Origin of the sequence: Paraburkholderia caballeronis (assembly GCF_900104845.1) — a bacterium.
GTDB classification, from domain to species: Bacteria; Pseudomonadota; Gammaproteobacteria; order Burkholderiales; family Burkholderiaceae; genus Paraburkholderia; species Paraburkholderia caballeronis.
Genome location: NZ_FNSR01000003.1, coordinates 545,068 through 560,248, shown reverse-complemented (window position 1 = coordinate 560,248; position 15,181 = coordinate 545,068). Strand labels below are relative to the sequence as shown.

Sequence of the window (15,181 nt, the reverse complement as noted above, 5' to 3'; positions counted from 1 at the left end):
CTTCCTTACGATACGCACTGCCTCCGGCTGAGCCGCCGTCCCATATCGCTGCCCCGGCCGGAGCATGCGTTCCGCGAACCCGCGCGGAACCCCCGTGCGCTCTCACCGTATCCGAGGTAGCAATGAAACGATTCGCCTTCGCCGCGCGGGCGCTCGCGCTGATCGGCGTGTTCTCCGTGTCGTGCGCGCAGGCCGCGCTGCCGGTCAAACTCAACGCCGCGACGAGCGGCGACCTGCCGCCGGTGTCGTTCGTCAACGCACAGAACGAACTCGACGGCTACGACGTGCAGGTCGCGCGTTTCGTCAGCGCTTATCTGCACATTCCGATGCAGCTCGACCATCTGGAATTCAAGGGCATCCTGCCGGGCCTGCAGACCGGCCGCTTCGACATCGTGTTCTCGAACGTGAACATCACGCCGGAGCGCGCGGCCGTGTTCGACTACTCGATTCCGTATTCGCGCTCGGCGGTCGTGATCGTCGCGCGCAGCGGCGCGAACGACATCAGGAGCTTCAGGGACCTGAAGGGCAAGCGCGTCGGTGCGATCGCGGGCGCGAACGACGGCGAGATGCCCGCGCGCGACATCGAAAAACAGTACGGCGAATTCGCGGACTTCAAGGGTTACTCCGGTTATGCGGAGATGTTCACCGACCTCGCGTTCGGCCGGCTCGACGCGGTGGTCGCGCCGGACACGTCCGCCGCGAACGTGCTGCGCCAGCGGCCGGGCATCGCGTCGATCGTCGGCGAGCCGTACCGCGTGCGCTTCGTCGGCGCGCCGATGCCGAAGGGCTCGGCCGACCTGAAGGCCGGCGTCGATGCGGCGATCCGCGAAATGAAGAAGGAAGGGCTGCTCGACAAATGGGGCAAGCAGTACTTCGGGATCGACCACTACAGCGCGCAGTTGAGCGAGACCGCGAAGTGATCCGCATGCCTCACGTCCTCGACGCCGAACCGGCCCGCGATCCGGAGTCGCCGTGAACATCGACTTCGCGCAGGTGCTGCCGTATCTGCCGGTGCTGCTGAAGGCCGCGCTGATGACGATTTTCCTCGCGGTCGTCACGCAGGTCTGCGGCACGGTGTTCGGCCTCGTGCTCGCGCTCGCGCGCGACGCGCGGCTGAAGGCGCTGAACGTCGCGGCGTTCGTCTACATCTGGGTGTTTCGCGGCACGCCGGTGCTGCTGCACCTGTTCTTCGTGTACTACGCGGCGCCGCTGTTCGGGCTGCGCCTCGACGCGCTGCCGGCGGCGATCATCGCGCTGTCGATGAGTTCGGCCGCGTACAACGCGGAGATCATCCGCGCCGGCATCCGCGCGGTGCCGCGCGGGCAGACCGAGGCGTCGCAGGCGCTCGGCATGACGTGGCCGTTGATCCTGCGTTTCGTGGTGCTGCCGCAGGCGATGCGCATCGTGCTGCCGCCGTACGTCGGCAACTTCATCAGCCATACGAAGAACACGTCGCTCGCGTCGGTGATAACGGTTCCCGAACTGATGCTGAGCGCGCAGACGATCTACAGCAGCACGTATCGCGCGGTCGAGGTGCTGACGCTGACCGGCCTCATCTATCTGACGATCACGACCGTGCTGACGCTCGCGCAACTGCGGCTCGAACGCGCGAACACGGCGCGGACCGGTTCGACGCCGCGACGCAAAAGGCTGCGCGCGTCGCGCGGACCGCTCGGACAAAACGCGCGATGAGCGCGCGCCGCCCTTTCGCAAAGGAATAAGCCCGATGTCCACGTTCGACCTTCTGGTGCGCGGCGGCAGCGTGTTCGCGAACGGGCGGCTCGCCCGCGTGAACGTCGCCGTGCGCGACGGCCGGATCGCGGCGCTGACCGCCGACGCGCCGGACGCCGCCACCGTGATCGACGCGACCGGCCGGCTGGTGCTGCCCGGCGGCATCGACGTGCATTGCCACATCGCGCAGACCACGTCGACCGGCGCGACGACCGCCGACGACTTCCACGAAGCGACGGTCGGCGCCGCGTTCGGCGGCACGACGCTCGTGATGCCGTTCGCCGCGCAGCATCGCGGCCAGTCGCTGCGCGACAGCGTCAGCGCCTATCGCGAGCGCGCCGCCGGACGCGCGGTGGTCGACTACGCGTTTCACATGATCGTGACCGACCCGAACCCGACCGTGCTCGAAACGGAACTGCCGGCGCTGGTCAGCGAGGGTTTCACGTCGGTCAAGCTGTACATGACCTACGACGCGCTGCGCGTCGACGACCGGCAGTTGCTGGAAACGCTGCTGCACGCGCGCCGGCTCGGCGTTCTGCCGATGATCCACGCGGAAAGCCACGACATGATCGGCTGGCTCACTGAGCGGCTGCTGTCGCTCGGCTACCGGCATCCGCGCCATCTCGCGCACGCGCGGCCCGCGCTCGCCGAACGCGAGGCCACCTTTCGCGCGATCGGCCTCGCGGAACTGCTCGACATTCCGGTGTTCATCGTGCACGTGTCGTCCGCCGCCGCCGCCGCGCAGATCGCGGCCGCGCAGCGCAGCGGCCTGCCGGTGTTCGCGGAGACCTGTCCGCAATATCTGCTGCTGACCGAGCGCGACCTCGACCGGCCGTTCCATGAAGCGGTCAAGTATTGCTGCTCGCCTCCGCCGCGCAGCGCGCTCGATCATGGCGCGTTATGGGACGGCCTGCGCGACGGGCTGTTCTCGTGCTTCTCGTCCGATCATTCGGTGTTCCGCCTCGACGGACCGCACGGCAAGCGCAGCGCCGGCGACGACGCGCCGTTCAACCGGATACCGTATGGCCTGCCCGGCCTCGAAACGCGGCTGCCGCTGCTGTTCTCCGAAGGCGTGAACCGGGGCCGGCTGTCGCTCGAACGCTTCGTCGAACTGAGCGCGGCCGGTCCCGCGCGGCTCTTCGGGATGGCGGGCCGCAAGGGCGTGATCGCGCCCGGCGCGGACGCGGACCTCGCGATCTGGGACCCGGATGCCCGAACGACGCTCTCGGCCGCGACGCTGCACGACGGCGCGGGTTACACCGTCTATGAAGGCACCGAACTGCGCGGCCTGCCGGTCACGACGATCAGCCGCGGCGTCGTGGTCTGCGACGCAGGCCGGCTGCTCGCGCAGCCAGGCCATGGCCGGCTCGTCGCATGCGAACGGGCGCCCGGCGTGGGCACGCGGCCGGCGCCCGCGCCGTGGCTCGCATGAACGCGTTGCTTGCGGTTGTCGCCACGATGCAGGCACACCGCGCATGAACGTGCTGATCACCGGCGGCGCGGGGTTCATCGGCCTCAACCTCGCCGAACGCCTGCTTGCGCGCGGCGACACCGTCACCCTGCTCGATCTCGCGCCGCCGCCGTCGCCGGCGCTCGAATGGCTGCGTGCGTTGCCCGGCGCGCTGCATGTCGCTCACGCCGACGTGCGCGACGCAACGGCGCTCGTCAACGCGATGCTGCGCCACCAGCCCGACTGCGTGATCCACGGCGCGGCGATGACCGCGGGACCGGAACGCGAGCGCACGCAGGCAGCCGCGATCGCCGACGTCAATCTGCACGGCACGCTGAACGTGCTCGCCGCCGCAGGCCGCGCGGGCGTCGGCCGCGTCGTGCAGTTGAGCAGCGGTTCGGTGTACGGCGCGGGCGCGCACACGCAGACGGAACTGGTCGAGGATCGCGACGTGCCGCAGCCCGAATCGCTGTATGCAATCACGAAGTACGCGGCCGAACGCGCGGCGCTGCGGCATCGCGCGCTGCATGGCCTCGACGTGGTAGTCGCGCGGCTCGGCGTCGTGTTCGGGCGCTGGGAATACGACACCGGCGTGCGCGATACGCTGAGTCCGCCGCTGTTGCTCGCGAGGCTCGCGCGCGCGGGCCAGGCTGCGCGCCTGCGAGCCGGATTGCCGGACGACTGGCTCTATGCGCGCGACGCCGCCGACGCGCTCGTCGCGCTTGCCGATGCGCGGCATCTGCGCCATGCGCTGTATCAGGTCGGCACCGGCCGGCGCTGGTCGCCGCGCGCGTGGTGCGATCTGCTGCGCGACGCGTATCCGGAATTCGATTATGCGGTCGTGTCGCAAGCGGAAGAAGCGAACGTCGGCGGACAATCGCCGTCCGCACGGCCGCCGTTCTCGGTCGAACGGCTCGCGCAGGATACCGGTTTCAGCGCGCGGTTCGACGACGTGCGCGCGTTCTTCGACTGGATGAGCTGGCGCGTGCAACTGCACGCGCTGTCCAGCGAAGCCCGGCAGATGTTCTGAAACCGGGAGCGGCGAATCGCGGCACGCGATCCGCCGCGATTCAACCCATCACACGTTCTGCAGATACCCGCCGTCCACGCGCACGACCGAACCCGTCACATACGACGCGCGTTCGCTCGCGAGAAACGCGACCACGTCCGCGTATTCCTGCGGCTCGCCGTAGCGCGCCGCGGGAATCGCCGCGACGCTCTGCGCGACCACCTCTTCGAGCGGACGGTTCTCGCGCTTCGCCTTCGCGCCGTCGAGAAAACGCGTGCGCGCGGTCGCGATCCGGCCCGGCAAGATCACGTTGACAGTCACGTTGTCCGCCGCCACTTCGCGCGCGAGCGTCTTCGACCAGCCGACGAGCGACAGCCGCAGCGCATTGGACATCGCGAGATTCGGAATCGGCGCGACCACGCCCGACGACGAACTGGTAATCACCCGCCCCCAGCGCCGCGCGCGCATGCCGGGCAGCACGCGGTCCGTGATGCCGATCACCGACAGCACCATCGCTTCGAACTGCTTTGCCCAGACCGGCGACGCGACGCCGCTCGCGGCCGAAGGCGGCGGGCCGCCGGTGTTGTTCACCAGAATGTCGACCGGGCCGAGGTCGCGCTCGATCGCGGCCACGTGCGCGTCGATCGCGCCGAGGTCCGCGAGATCCCACACGTAACGCGCGCACCGTCCGCCGGCGGCCTCGATGCGGTCCGCGCTCGCGCGCAGCGCCGCGTCGTCGACGTCCGCGAGCGCGACGCTCGCGCCTTCCGCAGCCAGTTGCGCCGCAATCGCGCTGCCGAGTCCGCCGCCGGCGCCGAGCACGAGCGCGACGCGGCCGGAGATTTTCAGATCCATGTATGAGTCGTTCCTGTTGGGGTGGTAATCGGGGCTGCCGGGGTTGCCGCCGGTTCAGCGGTTCAAGATTTGACCGAGGAACGCGCGGGCGCGCTCGCCCTTCGGCATCGAGAAAAACGCATCGGGCGGGGCCTCTTCGACGATCTGCCCCTGGTCCATGAACACGACACGGTCCGCGACGCTGCGCGCGAAGCCCATTTCGTGGGTCACGCAGACCATCGTCATGCCCTCGCCCGCGAGCTGGATCATCACGTCCAGCACTTCCTTGATCATCTCCGGGTCGAGCGCGGACGTCGGCTCGTCGAACAGCATCGTCTTCGGCTTCATGCACAGCGCGCGCGCAATCGCAACGCGCTGCTGCTGGCCGCCGGACAACTCGCGCGGATAACTGCCGGCCTTGTTGCCGATGTGCACGCGGTCGAGGAAATGCCGCGCGGTCTCCTCGGCCTCGCGCCGGTCGATCCCGCGAATCTTCATCGGCGCGATCATCAGGTTCTGCAATACGGTCAGGTGCGGGAACAGGTTGAACTGCTGGAACACCATGCCGACCTCGCGGCGCACGAAGCGCAGGTTGCGCGGGCTCTGCGCGATGTTCACGCCTTCGACGAGAATGTCGCCCTGCTGGTGCACTTCGAGACGGTTGATGCAGCGGATCATCGTCGATTTGCCGGAGCCGGACGGGCCGCACACGACGATCCGCTCGCCGCGCTTCACGGTCAGGTTGATGTCGGCGAGCACCTGGGTCTCGCCGTACCACTTGTTCACGTGGCGCATTTCGATCATCGCGGCCGGATCGGTCTCGCGGTCCTGCAACGGAAGGGTCTGCGTAACTGTGCTCATGGGGTGGGTCTGCGTTGCCTGATCGGGTCGTGAGAATGGGTCGAAGGTCACGCGGCCATCCAGCCGCCGTCGACCAGCAGGTTGTCTCCGGTGAGGAACGTCGCCTCGTCGGATGCGAGAAACAGCGCCGCGTTCGCGACGTCGTCGGGGCGCCCGAGACGCCGCATCGGCGTGCGGGCGGTCGAATAGTCGATGGCCTGCGCGGACGCGGCCGGGCCGGATTTGCCGGTCACGATCTTGCCGGGCGCGACCGCGTTGCAGACGATGCCGTGCGCCGCATAATCGGCCGCGATCTGGCGGGTCAGATAAACGACGCCCGCCTTCGACGTGCCGTAGGCGACGTTGCCGGGCGCGCTGATCATCCCGTGCTGCGACGACACGTTCACGATGCGGCCGCGCACCTCGCCTTGCGGCGGCTGTGCGAGCATCGCGCACACCGCCGCGCGCGACATCAGGAACACGCCGGTCAGATTCACCGCGAACACGCGGTTCCATTCGTCGAGCGACGTTTCGAGCAGCGGCTTGCCGACGCTGATCGCCGCGTCGTTGACCAGCACGTCGAGCCGGCCGTGCCGCCGCAGCGTGTAATCGACGGCTGCCTGCGCGTCGGCTTCCACCGCGACGTCGGTCCGCACAAACTCCGCGTCGTGGCCCGCCTCGCGCAGCAGGTCGAGCGTCGGCACGCCGCCTTCGCGGACGGTCTGCGTGACGTCGGCGAGCACGACATGCGCGCCTTCGTTCGCGAAGCGCAGCGCGATCGCGCGGCCGATGCCCGACGACGCGCCGGTGATCAGCACGGACTTGCCGTCAAGCCGCCGCATCGCGCGCCTCCTGGCTCGACGATGGAAACGGTTGCGCAGACGTCGCCGCAATCCAGTCGAGAAAATCGCGCGCCGATTCGTCGAGGCCGAAACGGCAGCGATGGCCGAGTTCGGACGCCAGCCGCGTCGTGTCGAGCGCGGGCCGGTCGGCGGGCAACGCGTATTGCACGGTGCACGGCTCGCCTTTATCCGCGATGCGCCAGCGCACGCCGGGCAGCACACGGGCGAGCGCCGCGCACCACTGCGCGACGTCGGTCAGCGCGCCGCCGCCGACGTGATACACCGGATGATCGAGCATCGGCGCACGGGTGATCCGCGCGAGCGCGTCGGCCGCATCGGGCGCATAGATCCAGTCGGCCGGCATCGCGCGCGGCAGCACGATCGCGTCGCCGCGCAACGCCGCGGCCAGCGCCTGATGATGCGGGCTCAACTGCCCGCGCGCGCCGCTGGCATGTTCCCAGCGCCCGAACACCGGCCCGAGCCGCGCGACGCGCACGTCGAGACCGTGCAGCGCGCCGATCCGCAACGCCGCCTGTTCGGCCGCGAGCTTGCTGATCCCGTAGAGCGCGGCCGGCGCGGGCGGCGACGCGGCCTCTTCATAACGTCCGGACGCAGCCGGCGGCGAATAACCGTACACCGCGACCGAACTGACCACGACGACGCGCCGGATGCCGCGCTCGCGCGCGCATCGTTGCAGCAGCCGCGCGGTCGCGGTCACGTTGATGTCGAGAAGCGCGGCGGCATCGTCGCGCTCGCGCTGCGGCGACGGCGTCACCGCGGCCGCGTGCACGATGCCGTCGAACGGGCCGGCGGCAAAGAGGCGGTCGAGCGTGTCGTCGTCGCGCAGGTCGCCGCCGACGAACTCGCAGCCGGCCGGCGGAGCGATCGACGTTGCCCCGTCGCGCGCGGGCAGATCGGCGAGCACCACGCGTTCGCCGTCGCCGCGCAGCCGCTCCGCGAGCGCAAGCCCGACGAACCCGGCGCCGCCGGTAATCAGCGTCGTCATCGGCCGCCCTCCCGGCTGCGCAGCGCACGGCGTTCGAGCCGCGCGACCCAGCGCGCCATCGGCCACAGCAGCACGAAGAAGATCACCGCCGCCGCCATCAGCGGCGTCGGGTTATAGGTCTGCTCCTGCGCGACGCGCGACGAGCGCAGCAGTTCGGGCAGCGACACCAGCGACGCGATCGACGTCGTCTTGATGAGTTCGAGCGAATTGCTCGCGAGCGGCGCCATCACGTTGCGCACCGCCTGCGGCAGCACGATGTACGCGATCTCGCGGATCGGCCCGAAGCCGAGCGAGCGCGCCGCCTCGCGCTGGCCGTGCGGCACCGACTCGATGCCCGCGCGGAAGATCTCGCCGTAGTAGCCGGAGTTGTTCAGCGCGAGCGCGAGCACCACCGCCGCGAAACTGCCGAGCGTGATGCCGAAGAACGGCAGCCCGTAGAAGATCAGCGCAAGCAGCACGACAACCGGGAACGAGCGGAACAGGTCGATGTACGCGACCAGCCCGAGATTCAGCCAGCGATGATGGAAGCTGTACGCGACCGCGATCGCGATGCCGAGCGCGATCGACACCGGCGCGGCGACGACCGACAGCAGGATCGTCAGCCGCAGCCCCTGGAGCAGCAGCGGATAGACCTGTTGCAGCGAGTCGAGATTGAAGAAGTTGTCGAGAAACAGGTTCATGCGCGCCTCGTCCGGCTGCCTGCGCCGTAGATCTTTTCGAGCCAGCGGCTCAGGATCACGAGCGGAATGAAGAACGCCAGATAACACGCGGCGGCGAGCGTCAGCGGCGACGGATTTGCGAGCATCCCGACGAGGCTCTGCGCCTGCCCGAGCACTTCGGGCAGCGCGACCGCGGTGCCGAGCGCGGTGCCCTTGCTGACGGCGATCGCGCGGTTCGTCAGCAGCGGGATCGACAGCCGCACCGCCTGCGGCAGGATGATCGAGAACAGCGTGCGCAGCGGCCCGAAGCCGAGCGCGCGCGCCGCATCCCACTGGCCGGCCGGCAACGCCTTGATCGACGACCAGAAGATTTCCGCGGAGAACGCGGACAGCACCGCGCCGAGGCCGAGCACGGTCGTCGCGAACGGCGACAGCCGCACGCCGATATAAGGCAAGCCGAAATACCCGAGCACCAGCACGACGAGCTGCGGCATGGTGCGAAAAAAATCGATGTACGCGACGATCAGCGCATTCAGCGCGCGGATCTCCATGGTCCGCGCGAGCGTCAGCACGAGCCCCCATACGACGCCGACGACGATCACGAGCACCGACACGAGCACCGTGATGCCGAAGCCGCTCAGGATCTGCGGCCACGACTGGGCGATGATCCCGGCGTTGAAAAAATTATCGACGATGCGATCCATCCACTCGAATCCGAACGAAGAAAAGAACGCCGGCCCGCGCATGCGGGCCGGCGCGGACGATCAATGACACTGCGGCGTGTGCGGCTGCGCGTCGTAGCCCTTGAAGCCCGGCGCGCCGTAACCCGGATACACGGTATCGACCGCCGAGCCCTTCGTCGGCTCCGTGCCGTACCACTTCACGTAGAGCTTGTGCAGCGTGCCGTCCTGCTTCATGCATTCGAGCGCGTCCTCGACCTTGTTGCGATACGCGGCGTCGTCGGTGCGGAACGCGTAGCCGAAGTTGCGGCCGTTGAAGTCCTCGTAGCCGATCTTCACCGCCTTGTTGCGGCTCGCGGCGAACACGACGGTCGGAATCTCGTTGAGCGCGGTGAACGCGCGGCCGGTGATGACCGCCTGCACCGTGTCCGGGAACACGTCGTAACGCTGGATGTTGAAGCCGTATTTCGCGGCGTTTTCGGTCGCCCACGTATCGGAGATCGTGCCGCGATTCACCGCGACTTCCTTGCCGCGCAGATCGTCGAAGCCCTTCATCTGCTCGCCGTTGCGCACGAGAAAACCGTTGCCGGTGGACATGATCGGCTCGGTGAACAGCATCCGCTCCGCGCGGTCGGCCGTGATGTTGAGCGGATTCACGGTGAACTCGATGCGCTTCGAGAACAGCGCGGAAAAGAGTCCCGAGAAATTCACGTCGACGATCTTCACGCCGGGGCGGCCGATGCGGCGCGCGACCTCGGTGATCACGTCGACGCCGAAGCCCTGCGGCCCCGAGTCGGTGCGCACGACCCACGGCGCGAGGCCGAAATCGGTGCCGACGACGAGCGGCTGGTTCGCCGGATGGTCCGCGTCCGCCGCGCGGCTGATCGCCGAGCCGAGCATCAGGAACGAAGCGGCGCTCGCGATCGCGGCCGCACGCACGAATTTCTGCAGTTTCATGGATTCCCCGTCTGGAGTGTTTATAAAGAGGACGACGATGCGCCGCCCCCATACGGATGCTGCGCGTGCCAGTGGCGCGCGATGTCCGCGCGCCGGCACACCCAGACCCGGTCGCGGCTCGCGACATGATCGAGAAAACGCCGCAGCCCGGCCGCGCGCCCCGGATGGCCGCTCAGCCGCAGATGCAGGCCGACCGACATCATCTTCGGCGCGTCGGCGCCTTCTTCGTACAGCAGATCGAACGCATCGCGCAGATACGCGTAGAAGTCGTCGCCGGTCGCCATGCCGCCGCGAATGAACTTCGCGTCGTTGTTCACGAGCCCGTACGGCACCACCAGATGCGGCTGCGCATTCACCGTGGTCCAGTACGGCAGTTCGTCGTTGTACGCATCCGAGTCGTACAGGAAGCCGCCTTCCTCCGCGACGAGCCGGCGCGTGTTCAGGCCGGGACCGTAGCGGCAGTACCAGCCGAGCGGACGTTCGCCGACGCTGTGCGCGAGGCTCGCGACGGTGCACCGGATGCGCTCGCGCTCGGTCGCTTCGTCCAGTTGCTGATGACGCTCCCAGCGCCAGCCGTGCGCGCACACGTCGAAGCCGTATTCGCGGATCGCCGCGCACGCTTCCCGGTTGCGTTCGAGCGCGAGCGCACAGGCGAACACCGTCGCCGGCATCCCGTATTGCTCCAGCAGGCGCGTGATGCGCCAGAAGCCGACGCGGCTGCCGTATTCGAACATCGACTCCGCCGCGAGATCGCGGCCTTCGAAACCGCCGCCGCCCTCGGTGAGCCCGGTCTCGCTCGATGCGTCGCCGTCCTCGATCGAAGGCTCGCCGCCTTCCTCGTAGTTGATGCAGAAGTTCAGCGCGACCCGCGCCCCGCCCGGCCACTTCGGATCGGGCGGATTGCGGCCGTAGCCGACGAAGTCGCGGCCGGACGGCGTTGAGAACTGGGACATCGCTTCAGGCTCCCGTGTCGGCGGCCGACAACCGGATGCGCACCGGCTTCGGCAGTTCGTAAAAGCAGTCGTCGTCGCCGTCGCCGGACAACGTGGTGACGACCGCGAAGCGCGTGCGCTGGTCGAGCACCGTGAGGCCGTGATGCCATACGTTGCGCCGGTATGTGACGCCCTGGTTCGACTCGGCGACGAGCGCGCGCAGCGTGGACAGGTCGGGACTGCCGTCGGCGGCCGCATGGCAGACGACCACCAGATACCGGCCGTCGCGGATCGGGATGAACGTCTGCGCCGCATGCGGATGCCGCTCCAGCTTCAGCACCTCGACGACGTCGCCCGCGACCTTCGACGGATAGCTGACCCACAGCGCCGGCTCGCGAGCCTCGGACGCCGCTTCGAACGCGAATCGGAAATGGTTGCGCCGCTCGTCGTTCGCGATCGGAACGACGTCTCCGAACGGCGCGAAGGCTTCAGCGGTCAGTGGCCCCGGAATCAGGGTCAAGGCTTCGGAATCTTGCATAAACGGCTTGATCGCTCCAGAAACGCCGCGCCCAGGCGTTGGCGAGGGCTCCACGGCGCGCCGCGCGAAGCGGCCGTCACGCAGTCGCTGCGCCGTCCGCCTTCGTGAGGCAGACGAATTTAATCATTTCAAATTTTGAATGTCGTATGCTTATTTATCGCCGTCGCATAACATGAGGTTAAGGAAATGCAAGTCAACCTGCGCCAGATCGAGGTCTTCCGGGCCATCATGGTGGCGGGCTCCATCAGCGGCGCAGCCAAGCTGCTATGCGTGTCGCAGCCCGCGATCAGCCGCATGATCTCGCACACCGAGTCGCGTCTCGGACTCAAGCTGTTCGAACGGATCAAGGGCCGGCTGTACCCGACGCCGGAGGCGCGGCGGCTGTTCGTCGAGGTCAACGCGGTGCACCAGGGGCTGCAGCGCGTGAACGACGTCGCGAACGACCTGATCGAAAAAAACACCGGCGCGCTGCAACTGGTCGTGAGCCCGAGCCTCGGGCAGACGCTGATTCCGACCGCGATCGCGCGTTTTCGCAAGCGCTTTCCGAAGGTGCGCATCAACATCGTCACGCAGACCTCGACGCAGCTCGTGCAGACGCTGCTGACCCGCCAGGCCGAACTCGGCGTCGCGATGTTCTCGCTCGACCACCCGAACATCGAGCAGCAGTCGATCTACGAGGACCACCTGGTCGCCGTATTGCCACAGGACCATCCGCTCGCGAGCCGGCCCGCGCTGCACGTGCGCGACCTCGAAAACGTCGACCTGATCGGCTATTCCGCCGACACGCCGTTCGGCGGCCTGATCCAGCAGCTGTTCGCGACCGCCGACGTCGCGATGCGGCTCGCGGTCGAAGTGCGGCTCACGCACGCCGCCTGCGCGCTGGTGCAGGCGGGCGTCGGCGTGACGATCGCGGACGAGGTCGCGGTGCTCGGGCAGGTATGGCCGGGCGTCGTGATCCGGCCGCTGCTGCCCGACATCACGATGGACGTGAACGTGCTGCACGCGCGCTTCGAGCCGCTGTCCGGCCTCGCGCACGAGTTCCTCAACACGCTGACCGAACTGGACGTGCAGGCGCTGCGGCGGGTCGCGTGACGCGCATTCGCGCCCAGGCATCCGCTCGTCCGGACGGCCCGACGTTTAACGGCATGTTATAGACAGCCAATAAAATAGAATACGACATCAAATTTCCCCCCTCCTAGAATCCGGGCTATTCAACCGGTCACGACGCATCCCGCAATACCCGCATCCACGCCAGCCTGCCCCGATGCGCGGCCCCGGTTGAAGCAGCGCTCTCCATTCGTTTCGTGATCCAAACTTTTTTCGGCGCGCGGCATGGAGAGTCCGTTCAATGCAGGGGCACGGTCCGCTCGACGCGACGTCGGCGGCCACCGTGCCTCAACGACAACCGGGGAACAGCTTCCAGATGGAATACCGCCAACGTTTCGCCCTTCGTTCGCGAGAGGTGCTGATGCGCGCCGCGATTGCAGGCGTTTTGTCGGGCGCGGCCGCCGCGCATGCGCAGTCGAGCGTCACGCTATACGGCGTCGTCGATACCTTCGTGACGAACATTCACGCGGACGGCAAGCCGTCGGTCACGCGGATGGATTCGAGCGGCCTGTACGCGAGCCGCTGGGGCGTGCGCGGCAGCGAGGATCTCGGCGGCGGCAACAAGACCAACTTCGTGCTCGAAAGCGGGATCAACTCGAACGACGGCTCGCAGGCCGATTCGAACCGGCTCTTCAACCGCCAGGCGTGGGTCGGGCTGTCGAACAACCGTTACGGCGAAGTCCGGCTCGGCCGCCAGAACACGCCGGAATTCCTGATGAGCGGCCGCTTCGACGCATTCTTCGCGGCGACCCAGGCGTCCGGCTGGAACAACATGTCCACCGCGACCGTGCGGATCGACAACGCGGTCGGTTACTTCTCGCCGACGGTCGCCGGCTTCAAGTTCTCGGGCCTCTATGCGCGCGGCGCGGTGTCCGGCGGCACGCCGCTGTCGCAGGACCAGAGCAACCAGAACTTCCACATCGCGCTCGAATACGAGAAGGGTCCGGTCTATTTCGGCGTGAACCACGAAGAGGTGCGCAACGGCACGCTGCCGTACATCTTCAAGCGCACGTCGGGCGGCGGCACGTACACGCTCGACAAGCACTGGCAGTTCTTCTTCGCGGCGAACGACGACAAGACGACCGACGACAGCGTGCATACGAACGTGCTGTCCGCGTCGCTCGCGTATTCGTTCACCGTCGCGTCGCGGCTCGCGCTCGGCTACACGTACATGATCGACCACGTGTCCGGCACCGGCCACGGCAACGCGTCGCAGCTCGGCGTGATGTACAGCTACGCGCTGTCGAAGCGGACGATGCTGTACTCGACGTACTCGCGCCTGAGCCAGCAGGGCTCGCGCAACAACCTCGCGCTGAACGGCGCGGCGGTCGTCGAGCCGTCGGCGCACATCACGTCGGGTCCTGGCGGCACGATCAACGGCGTGCAGCTCGGCATCGTGCACTTCTTCTGACGCGGCCTTTCTGGCGTCGATCACTGCGGCGGTTTTGGCTTTGCGAATCGGGAGCCGAAACCGCCGCCACCGTCAGCCGCGCTGCCCCGCGAGCGCGAGCACTTCGGCCCACACGCCTTCGTCCACGGCGATGCCCGCGTCGCGCTGCTCGTTTCGCGTGCGCAGCGCGCTTTGTCCCGGATACAGCACTTCGCGGCTGTGCTCGGCCAGTTCCGAACCGTTCACGTAGTCCGCGACGCTGTCGGCAACGCTGTTCGTGAACGCTTCACCGCCGAGCTGCCGCGGGTCGATCACGATGAACACCTGCGAGCAGCCGGTGCAACTGCCTTCCTCGATTCCGTCGATCGCATTGGTCGGCGCGCCTTCGGACAGCACCGCCGCGAGCACGTCGAGCATGATCGCGAAACCGGAGCCCTTCCAGTAGCCCATCGGCAAAATGCGCTTCGACGCCTCGACCGGCCCCGGCTCGGCGGTCAACTGGCCGTGCGCGTCGAAGCCCGCCGGATACGGCATCTGCTGCCCTTTCAGGCGCGTCGCCTGGAGCTTGCCGTACGAATACTGCGAGACGGCCATGTCGAGCACGATGTTGCCCTTCGCGCGCGGCACCGCCATCACGAACGGGTTGTTGCCGATCCGCGGATTGCGGCCGCCCCATGCGGGCATGCACGATTCCGTGTTGGTCCACGCGATCGCGAGGTAGCCGCGATCCGCCGCGTGCCAGCCGTAAGCGCCGCCGCGCATCCAGTGCGTCGTGTTCCGCAGCGCGACGATGCCCGCGCCGCGTTCGGCCGCGATCGCCATCGCGCGCCCGGTCGCGAACAGCGCGTTTGTGACGCCCGGCCCGCGCTGCCCATCGTAGATTTCGATCGTGCCGAGGTTCTTCGCGAGCGACGGCTTCGCATCCGCGTGAACCCAGCCGCGTTGCAGATAATCGACGAACCGCGCGACGCGATTGATGCCGTGCGAATTGACGCCGTCGCACGACGACTCGGTGTGGATTCGCGCACAGGTCTGCGCGTCCTGCTCGTTCATGCCGGCGTTCACGAATGCCGACGCGATCGCCTGCTGCATCTGTTCAAAGGGGATACGGATCACCGTGCGTTTCTCCATGTCGGTATGGCGCAGGCGTCGTGCGGCGCTCGAACGACGCCGCCGGCCGCCTGTCGCGAATGGCTCCGCTCGTGC

General features: G+C 67.9%; 16 protein-coding genes. 6 read left to right on the top strand and 10 right to left on the bottom strand.

Annotated elements, in window-relative coordinates; all coding sequences use genetic code 11:
- Positions 1–122: 122 nt before the first annotated feature.
- From BLV92_RS29225 to BLV92_RS29210, 4 genes are read left to right on the top strand one after another with little or no spacing between them, the layout of a single operon-like run.
- Complete coding sequence (locus BLV92_RS29225) at positions 123–920, top strand: substrate-binding periplasmic protein (protein WP_090552431.1); 798 nt, start codon at positions 123–125, stop codon at positions 918–920.
- Positions 921–972: 52 nt separating this feature from the next.
- On the top strand, positions 973–1,692 hold the full coding sequence (locus BLV92_RS29220) for an amino acid ABC transporter permease (RefSeq protein WP_090552429.1): 720 nt from the start codon (positions 973–975) through the stop codon (positions 1,690–1,692).
- Between the two features lie 34 nt (positions 1,693–1,726).
- Positions 1,727–3,163, top strand: a complete 1,437-nt coding sequence (hydA, locus tag BLV92_RS29215) for a dihydropyrimidinase (protein ID WP_090552427.1) — start codon at positions 1,727–1,729, stop codon at positions 3,161–3,163.
- A gap of 43 nt (positions 3,164–3,206) precedes the next feature.
- Positions 3,207–4,211 (top strand): NAD-dependent epimerase/dehydratase family protein, encoded by a 1,005-nt coding sequence (locus tag BLV92_RS29210; protein ID WP_090552423.1) that lies wholly within the window; start codon positions 3,207–3,209, stop codon positions 4,209–4,211.
- Between the two features lie 48 nt (positions 4,212–4,259).
- Here BLV92_RS29210 and BLV92_RS29205 read toward each other — a convergent pair whose 3' ends face one another.
- From BLV92_RS29205 to BLV92_RS29165, 9 genes are read right to left on the bottom strand one after another with little or no spacing between them, the layout of a single operon-like run.
- Positions 4,260–5,045, bottom strand: coding sequence for an SDR family oxidoreductase (locus BLV92_RS29205; protein ID WP_090552421.1), 786 nt, complete (start codon positions 5,043–5,045; stop codon positions 4,260–4,262).
- Positions 5,046–5,099: 54 nt separating this feature from the next.
- Positions 5,100–5,885 carry an amino acid ABC transporter ATP-binding protein gene (locus BLV92_RS29200; RefSeq protein WP_279587282.1) on the bottom strand — a complete coding sequence of 262 codons (786 nt, stop codon included), beginning with the start codon at positions 5,883–5,885 and terminating at the stop codon, positions 5,100–5,102.
- 47 nt (positions 5,886–5,932) lie between these two features.
- On the bottom strand, positions 5,933–6,706 hold the full coding sequence (locus BLV92_RS29195) for an SDR family NAD(P)-dependent oxidoreductase (RefSeq protein ID WP_090552418.1): 774 nt from the start codon (positions 6,704–6,706) through the stop codon (positions 5,933–5,935).
- Positions 6,693–7,712 (bottom strand): NAD-dependent epimerase/dehydratase family protein, encoded by a 1,020-nt coding sequence (locus tag BLV92_RS29190; RefSeq protein ID WP_090552417.1) that lies wholly within the window; start codon positions 7,710–7,712, stop codon positions 6,693–6,695. The genes BLV92_RS29195 and BLV92_RS29190 overlap by 14 nt, the downstream gene beginning before the upstream one ends.
- On the bottom strand, positions 7,709–8,392 hold the full coding sequence (locus tag BLV92_RS29185; RefSeq protein WP_090552414.1) for an amino acid ABC transporter permease: 684 nt from the start codon (positions 8,390–8,392) through the stop codon (positions 7,709–7,711). Before BLV92_RS29185 ends, BLV92_RS29190 begins: the two co-directional genes overlap by 4 nt.
- A complete protein-coding gene (locus BLV92_RS29180; RefSeq protein WP_090553149.1) occupies positions 8,389–9,075 on the bottom strand; it encodes an amino acid ABC transporter permease in 687 nt (228 codons plus the stop codon). The genes BLV92_RS29185 and BLV92_RS29180 overlap by 4 nt, the downstream gene beginning before the upstream one ends.
- A 60-nt stretch (positions 9,076–9,135) precedes the next feature.
- Positions 9,136–10,008 (bottom strand): substrate-binding periplasmic protein, encoded by an 873-nt coding sequence (locus BLV92_RS29175; protein ID WP_090552413.1) that lies wholly within the window; start codon positions 10,006–10,008, stop codon positions 9,136–9,138.
- Positions 10,009–10,028: 20 nt separating this feature from the next.
- The gene (locus tag BLV92_RS29170; protein ID WP_090552411.1) at positions 10,029–10,961 is read right to left on the bottom strand and encodes an allantoinase PuuE; all 933 of its coding nucleotides are present in this window, start codon (positions 10,959–10,961) and stop codon (positions 10,029–10,031) included.
- A gap of 4 nt (positions 10,962–10,965) precedes the next feature.
- The gene (locus BLV92_RS29165) at positions 10,966–11,478 is read right to left on the bottom strand and encodes an ureidoglycolate lyase (protein ID WP_090552409.1); all 513 of its coding nucleotides are present in this window, start codon (positions 11,476–11,478) and stop codon (positions 10,966–10,968) included.
- A 186-nt stretch (positions 11,479–11,664) separates the two neighbouring features.
- Between BLV92_RS29165 and BLV92_RS29160 the strand changes: the two genes are divergently transcribed.
- Both BLV92_RS29160 and BLV92_RS29155 read left to right on the top strand, forming a co-directional pair.
- The gene (locus BLV92_RS29160) at positions 11,665–12,570 is read left to right on the top strand and encodes a LysR family transcriptional regulator (RefSeq protein ID WP_090552406.1); all 906 of its coding nucleotides are present in this window, start codon (positions 11,665–11,667) and stop codon (positions 12,568–12,570) included.
- A gap of 331 nt (positions 12,571–12,901) precedes the next feature.
- The gene (locus tag BLV92_RS29155; RefSeq protein WP_166676599.1) at positions 12,902–13,996 is read left to right on the top strand and encodes a porin; all 1,095 of its coding nucleotides are present in this window, start codon (positions 12,902–12,904) and stop codon (positions 13,994–13,996) included.
- A gap of 72 nt (positions 13,997–14,068) precedes the next feature.
- Here BLV92_RS29155 and yiaK read toward each other — a convergent pair whose 3' ends face one another.
- The gene (gene yiaK / locus BLV92_RS29150; RefSeq protein WP_177197905.1) at positions 14,069–15,091 is read right to left on the bottom strand and encodes a 3-dehydro-L-gulonate 2-dehydrogenase; all 1,023 of its coding nucleotides are present in this window, start codon (positions 15,089–15,091) and stop codon (positions 14,069–14,071) included.
- Positions 15,092–15,181: the final 90 nt, after the last annotated feature.

What these genes read in the sequence shown, in the direction of transcription:
- BLV92_RS29225 (WP_090552431.1), top strand. Translation starts at nt 123, where the DNA reads ATGAAACGATTCGCCTTCGCCGCGCGGGCGCTCGCGCTGATCGGCGTG.
- hydA (WP_090552427.1), top strand. Translation starts at nt 1,727, where the DNA reads ATGTCCACGTTCGACCTTCTGGTGCGCGGCGGCAGCGTGTTCGCGAAC.
- BLV92_RS29210 (WP_090552423.1), top strand. Translation starts at nt 3,207, where the DNA reads ATGAACGTGCTGATCACCGGCGGCGCGGGGTTCATCGGCCTCAACCTC.
- BLV92_RS29205 (WP_090552421.1), bottom strand. Translation starts at nt 5,045, where the DNA reads ATGGATCTGAAAATCTCCGGCCGCGTCGCGCTCGTGCTCGGCGCCGGC.
- BLV92_RS29200 (WP_279587282.1), bottom strand. Translation starts at nt 5,885, where the DNA reads ATGAGCACAGTTACGCAGACCCTTCCGTTGCAGGACCGCGAGACCGAT.
- BLV92_RS29195 (WP_090552418.1), bottom strand. Translation starts at nt 6,706, where the DNA reads ATGCGGCGGCTTGACGGCAAGTCCGTGCTGATCACCGGCGCGTCGTCG.
- BLV92_RS29190 (WP_090552417.1), bottom strand. Translation starts at nt 7,712, where the DNA reads ATGACGACGCTGATTACCGGCGGCGCCGGGTTCGTCGGGCTTGCGCTC.
- BLV92_RS29185 (WP_090552414.1), bottom strand. Translation starts at nt 8,392, where the DNA reads ATGAACCTGTTTCTCGACAACTTCTTCAATCTCGACTCGCTGCAACAG.
- BLV92_RS29180 (WP_090553149.1), bottom strand. Translation starts at nt 9,075, where the DNA reads ATGGATCGCATCGTCGATAATTTTTTCAACGCCGGGATCATCGCCCAG.
- BLV92_RS29175 (WP_090552413.1), bottom strand. Translation starts at nt 10,008, where the DNA reads ATGAAACTGCAGAAATTCGTGCGTGCGGCCGCGATCGCGAGCGCCGCT.
- BLV92_RS29170 (WP_090552411.1), bottom strand. Translation starts at nt 10,961, where the DNA reads ATGTCCCAGTTCTCAACGCCGTCCGGCCGCGACTTCGTCGGCTACGGC.
- BLV92_RS29165 (WP_090552409.1), bottom strand. Translation starts at nt 11,478, where the DNA reads ATGCAAGATTCCGAAGCCTTGACCCTGATTCCGGGGCCACTGACCGCT.
- BLV92_RS29160 (WP_090552406.1), top strand. Translation starts at nt 11,665, where the DNA reads ATGCAAGTCAACCTGCGCCAGATCGAGGTCTTCCGGGCCATCATGGTG.
- BLV92_RS29155 (WP_166676599.1), top strand. Translation starts at nt 12,902, where the DNA reads ATGGAATACCGCCAACGTTTCGCCCTTCGTTCGCGAGAGGTGCTGATG.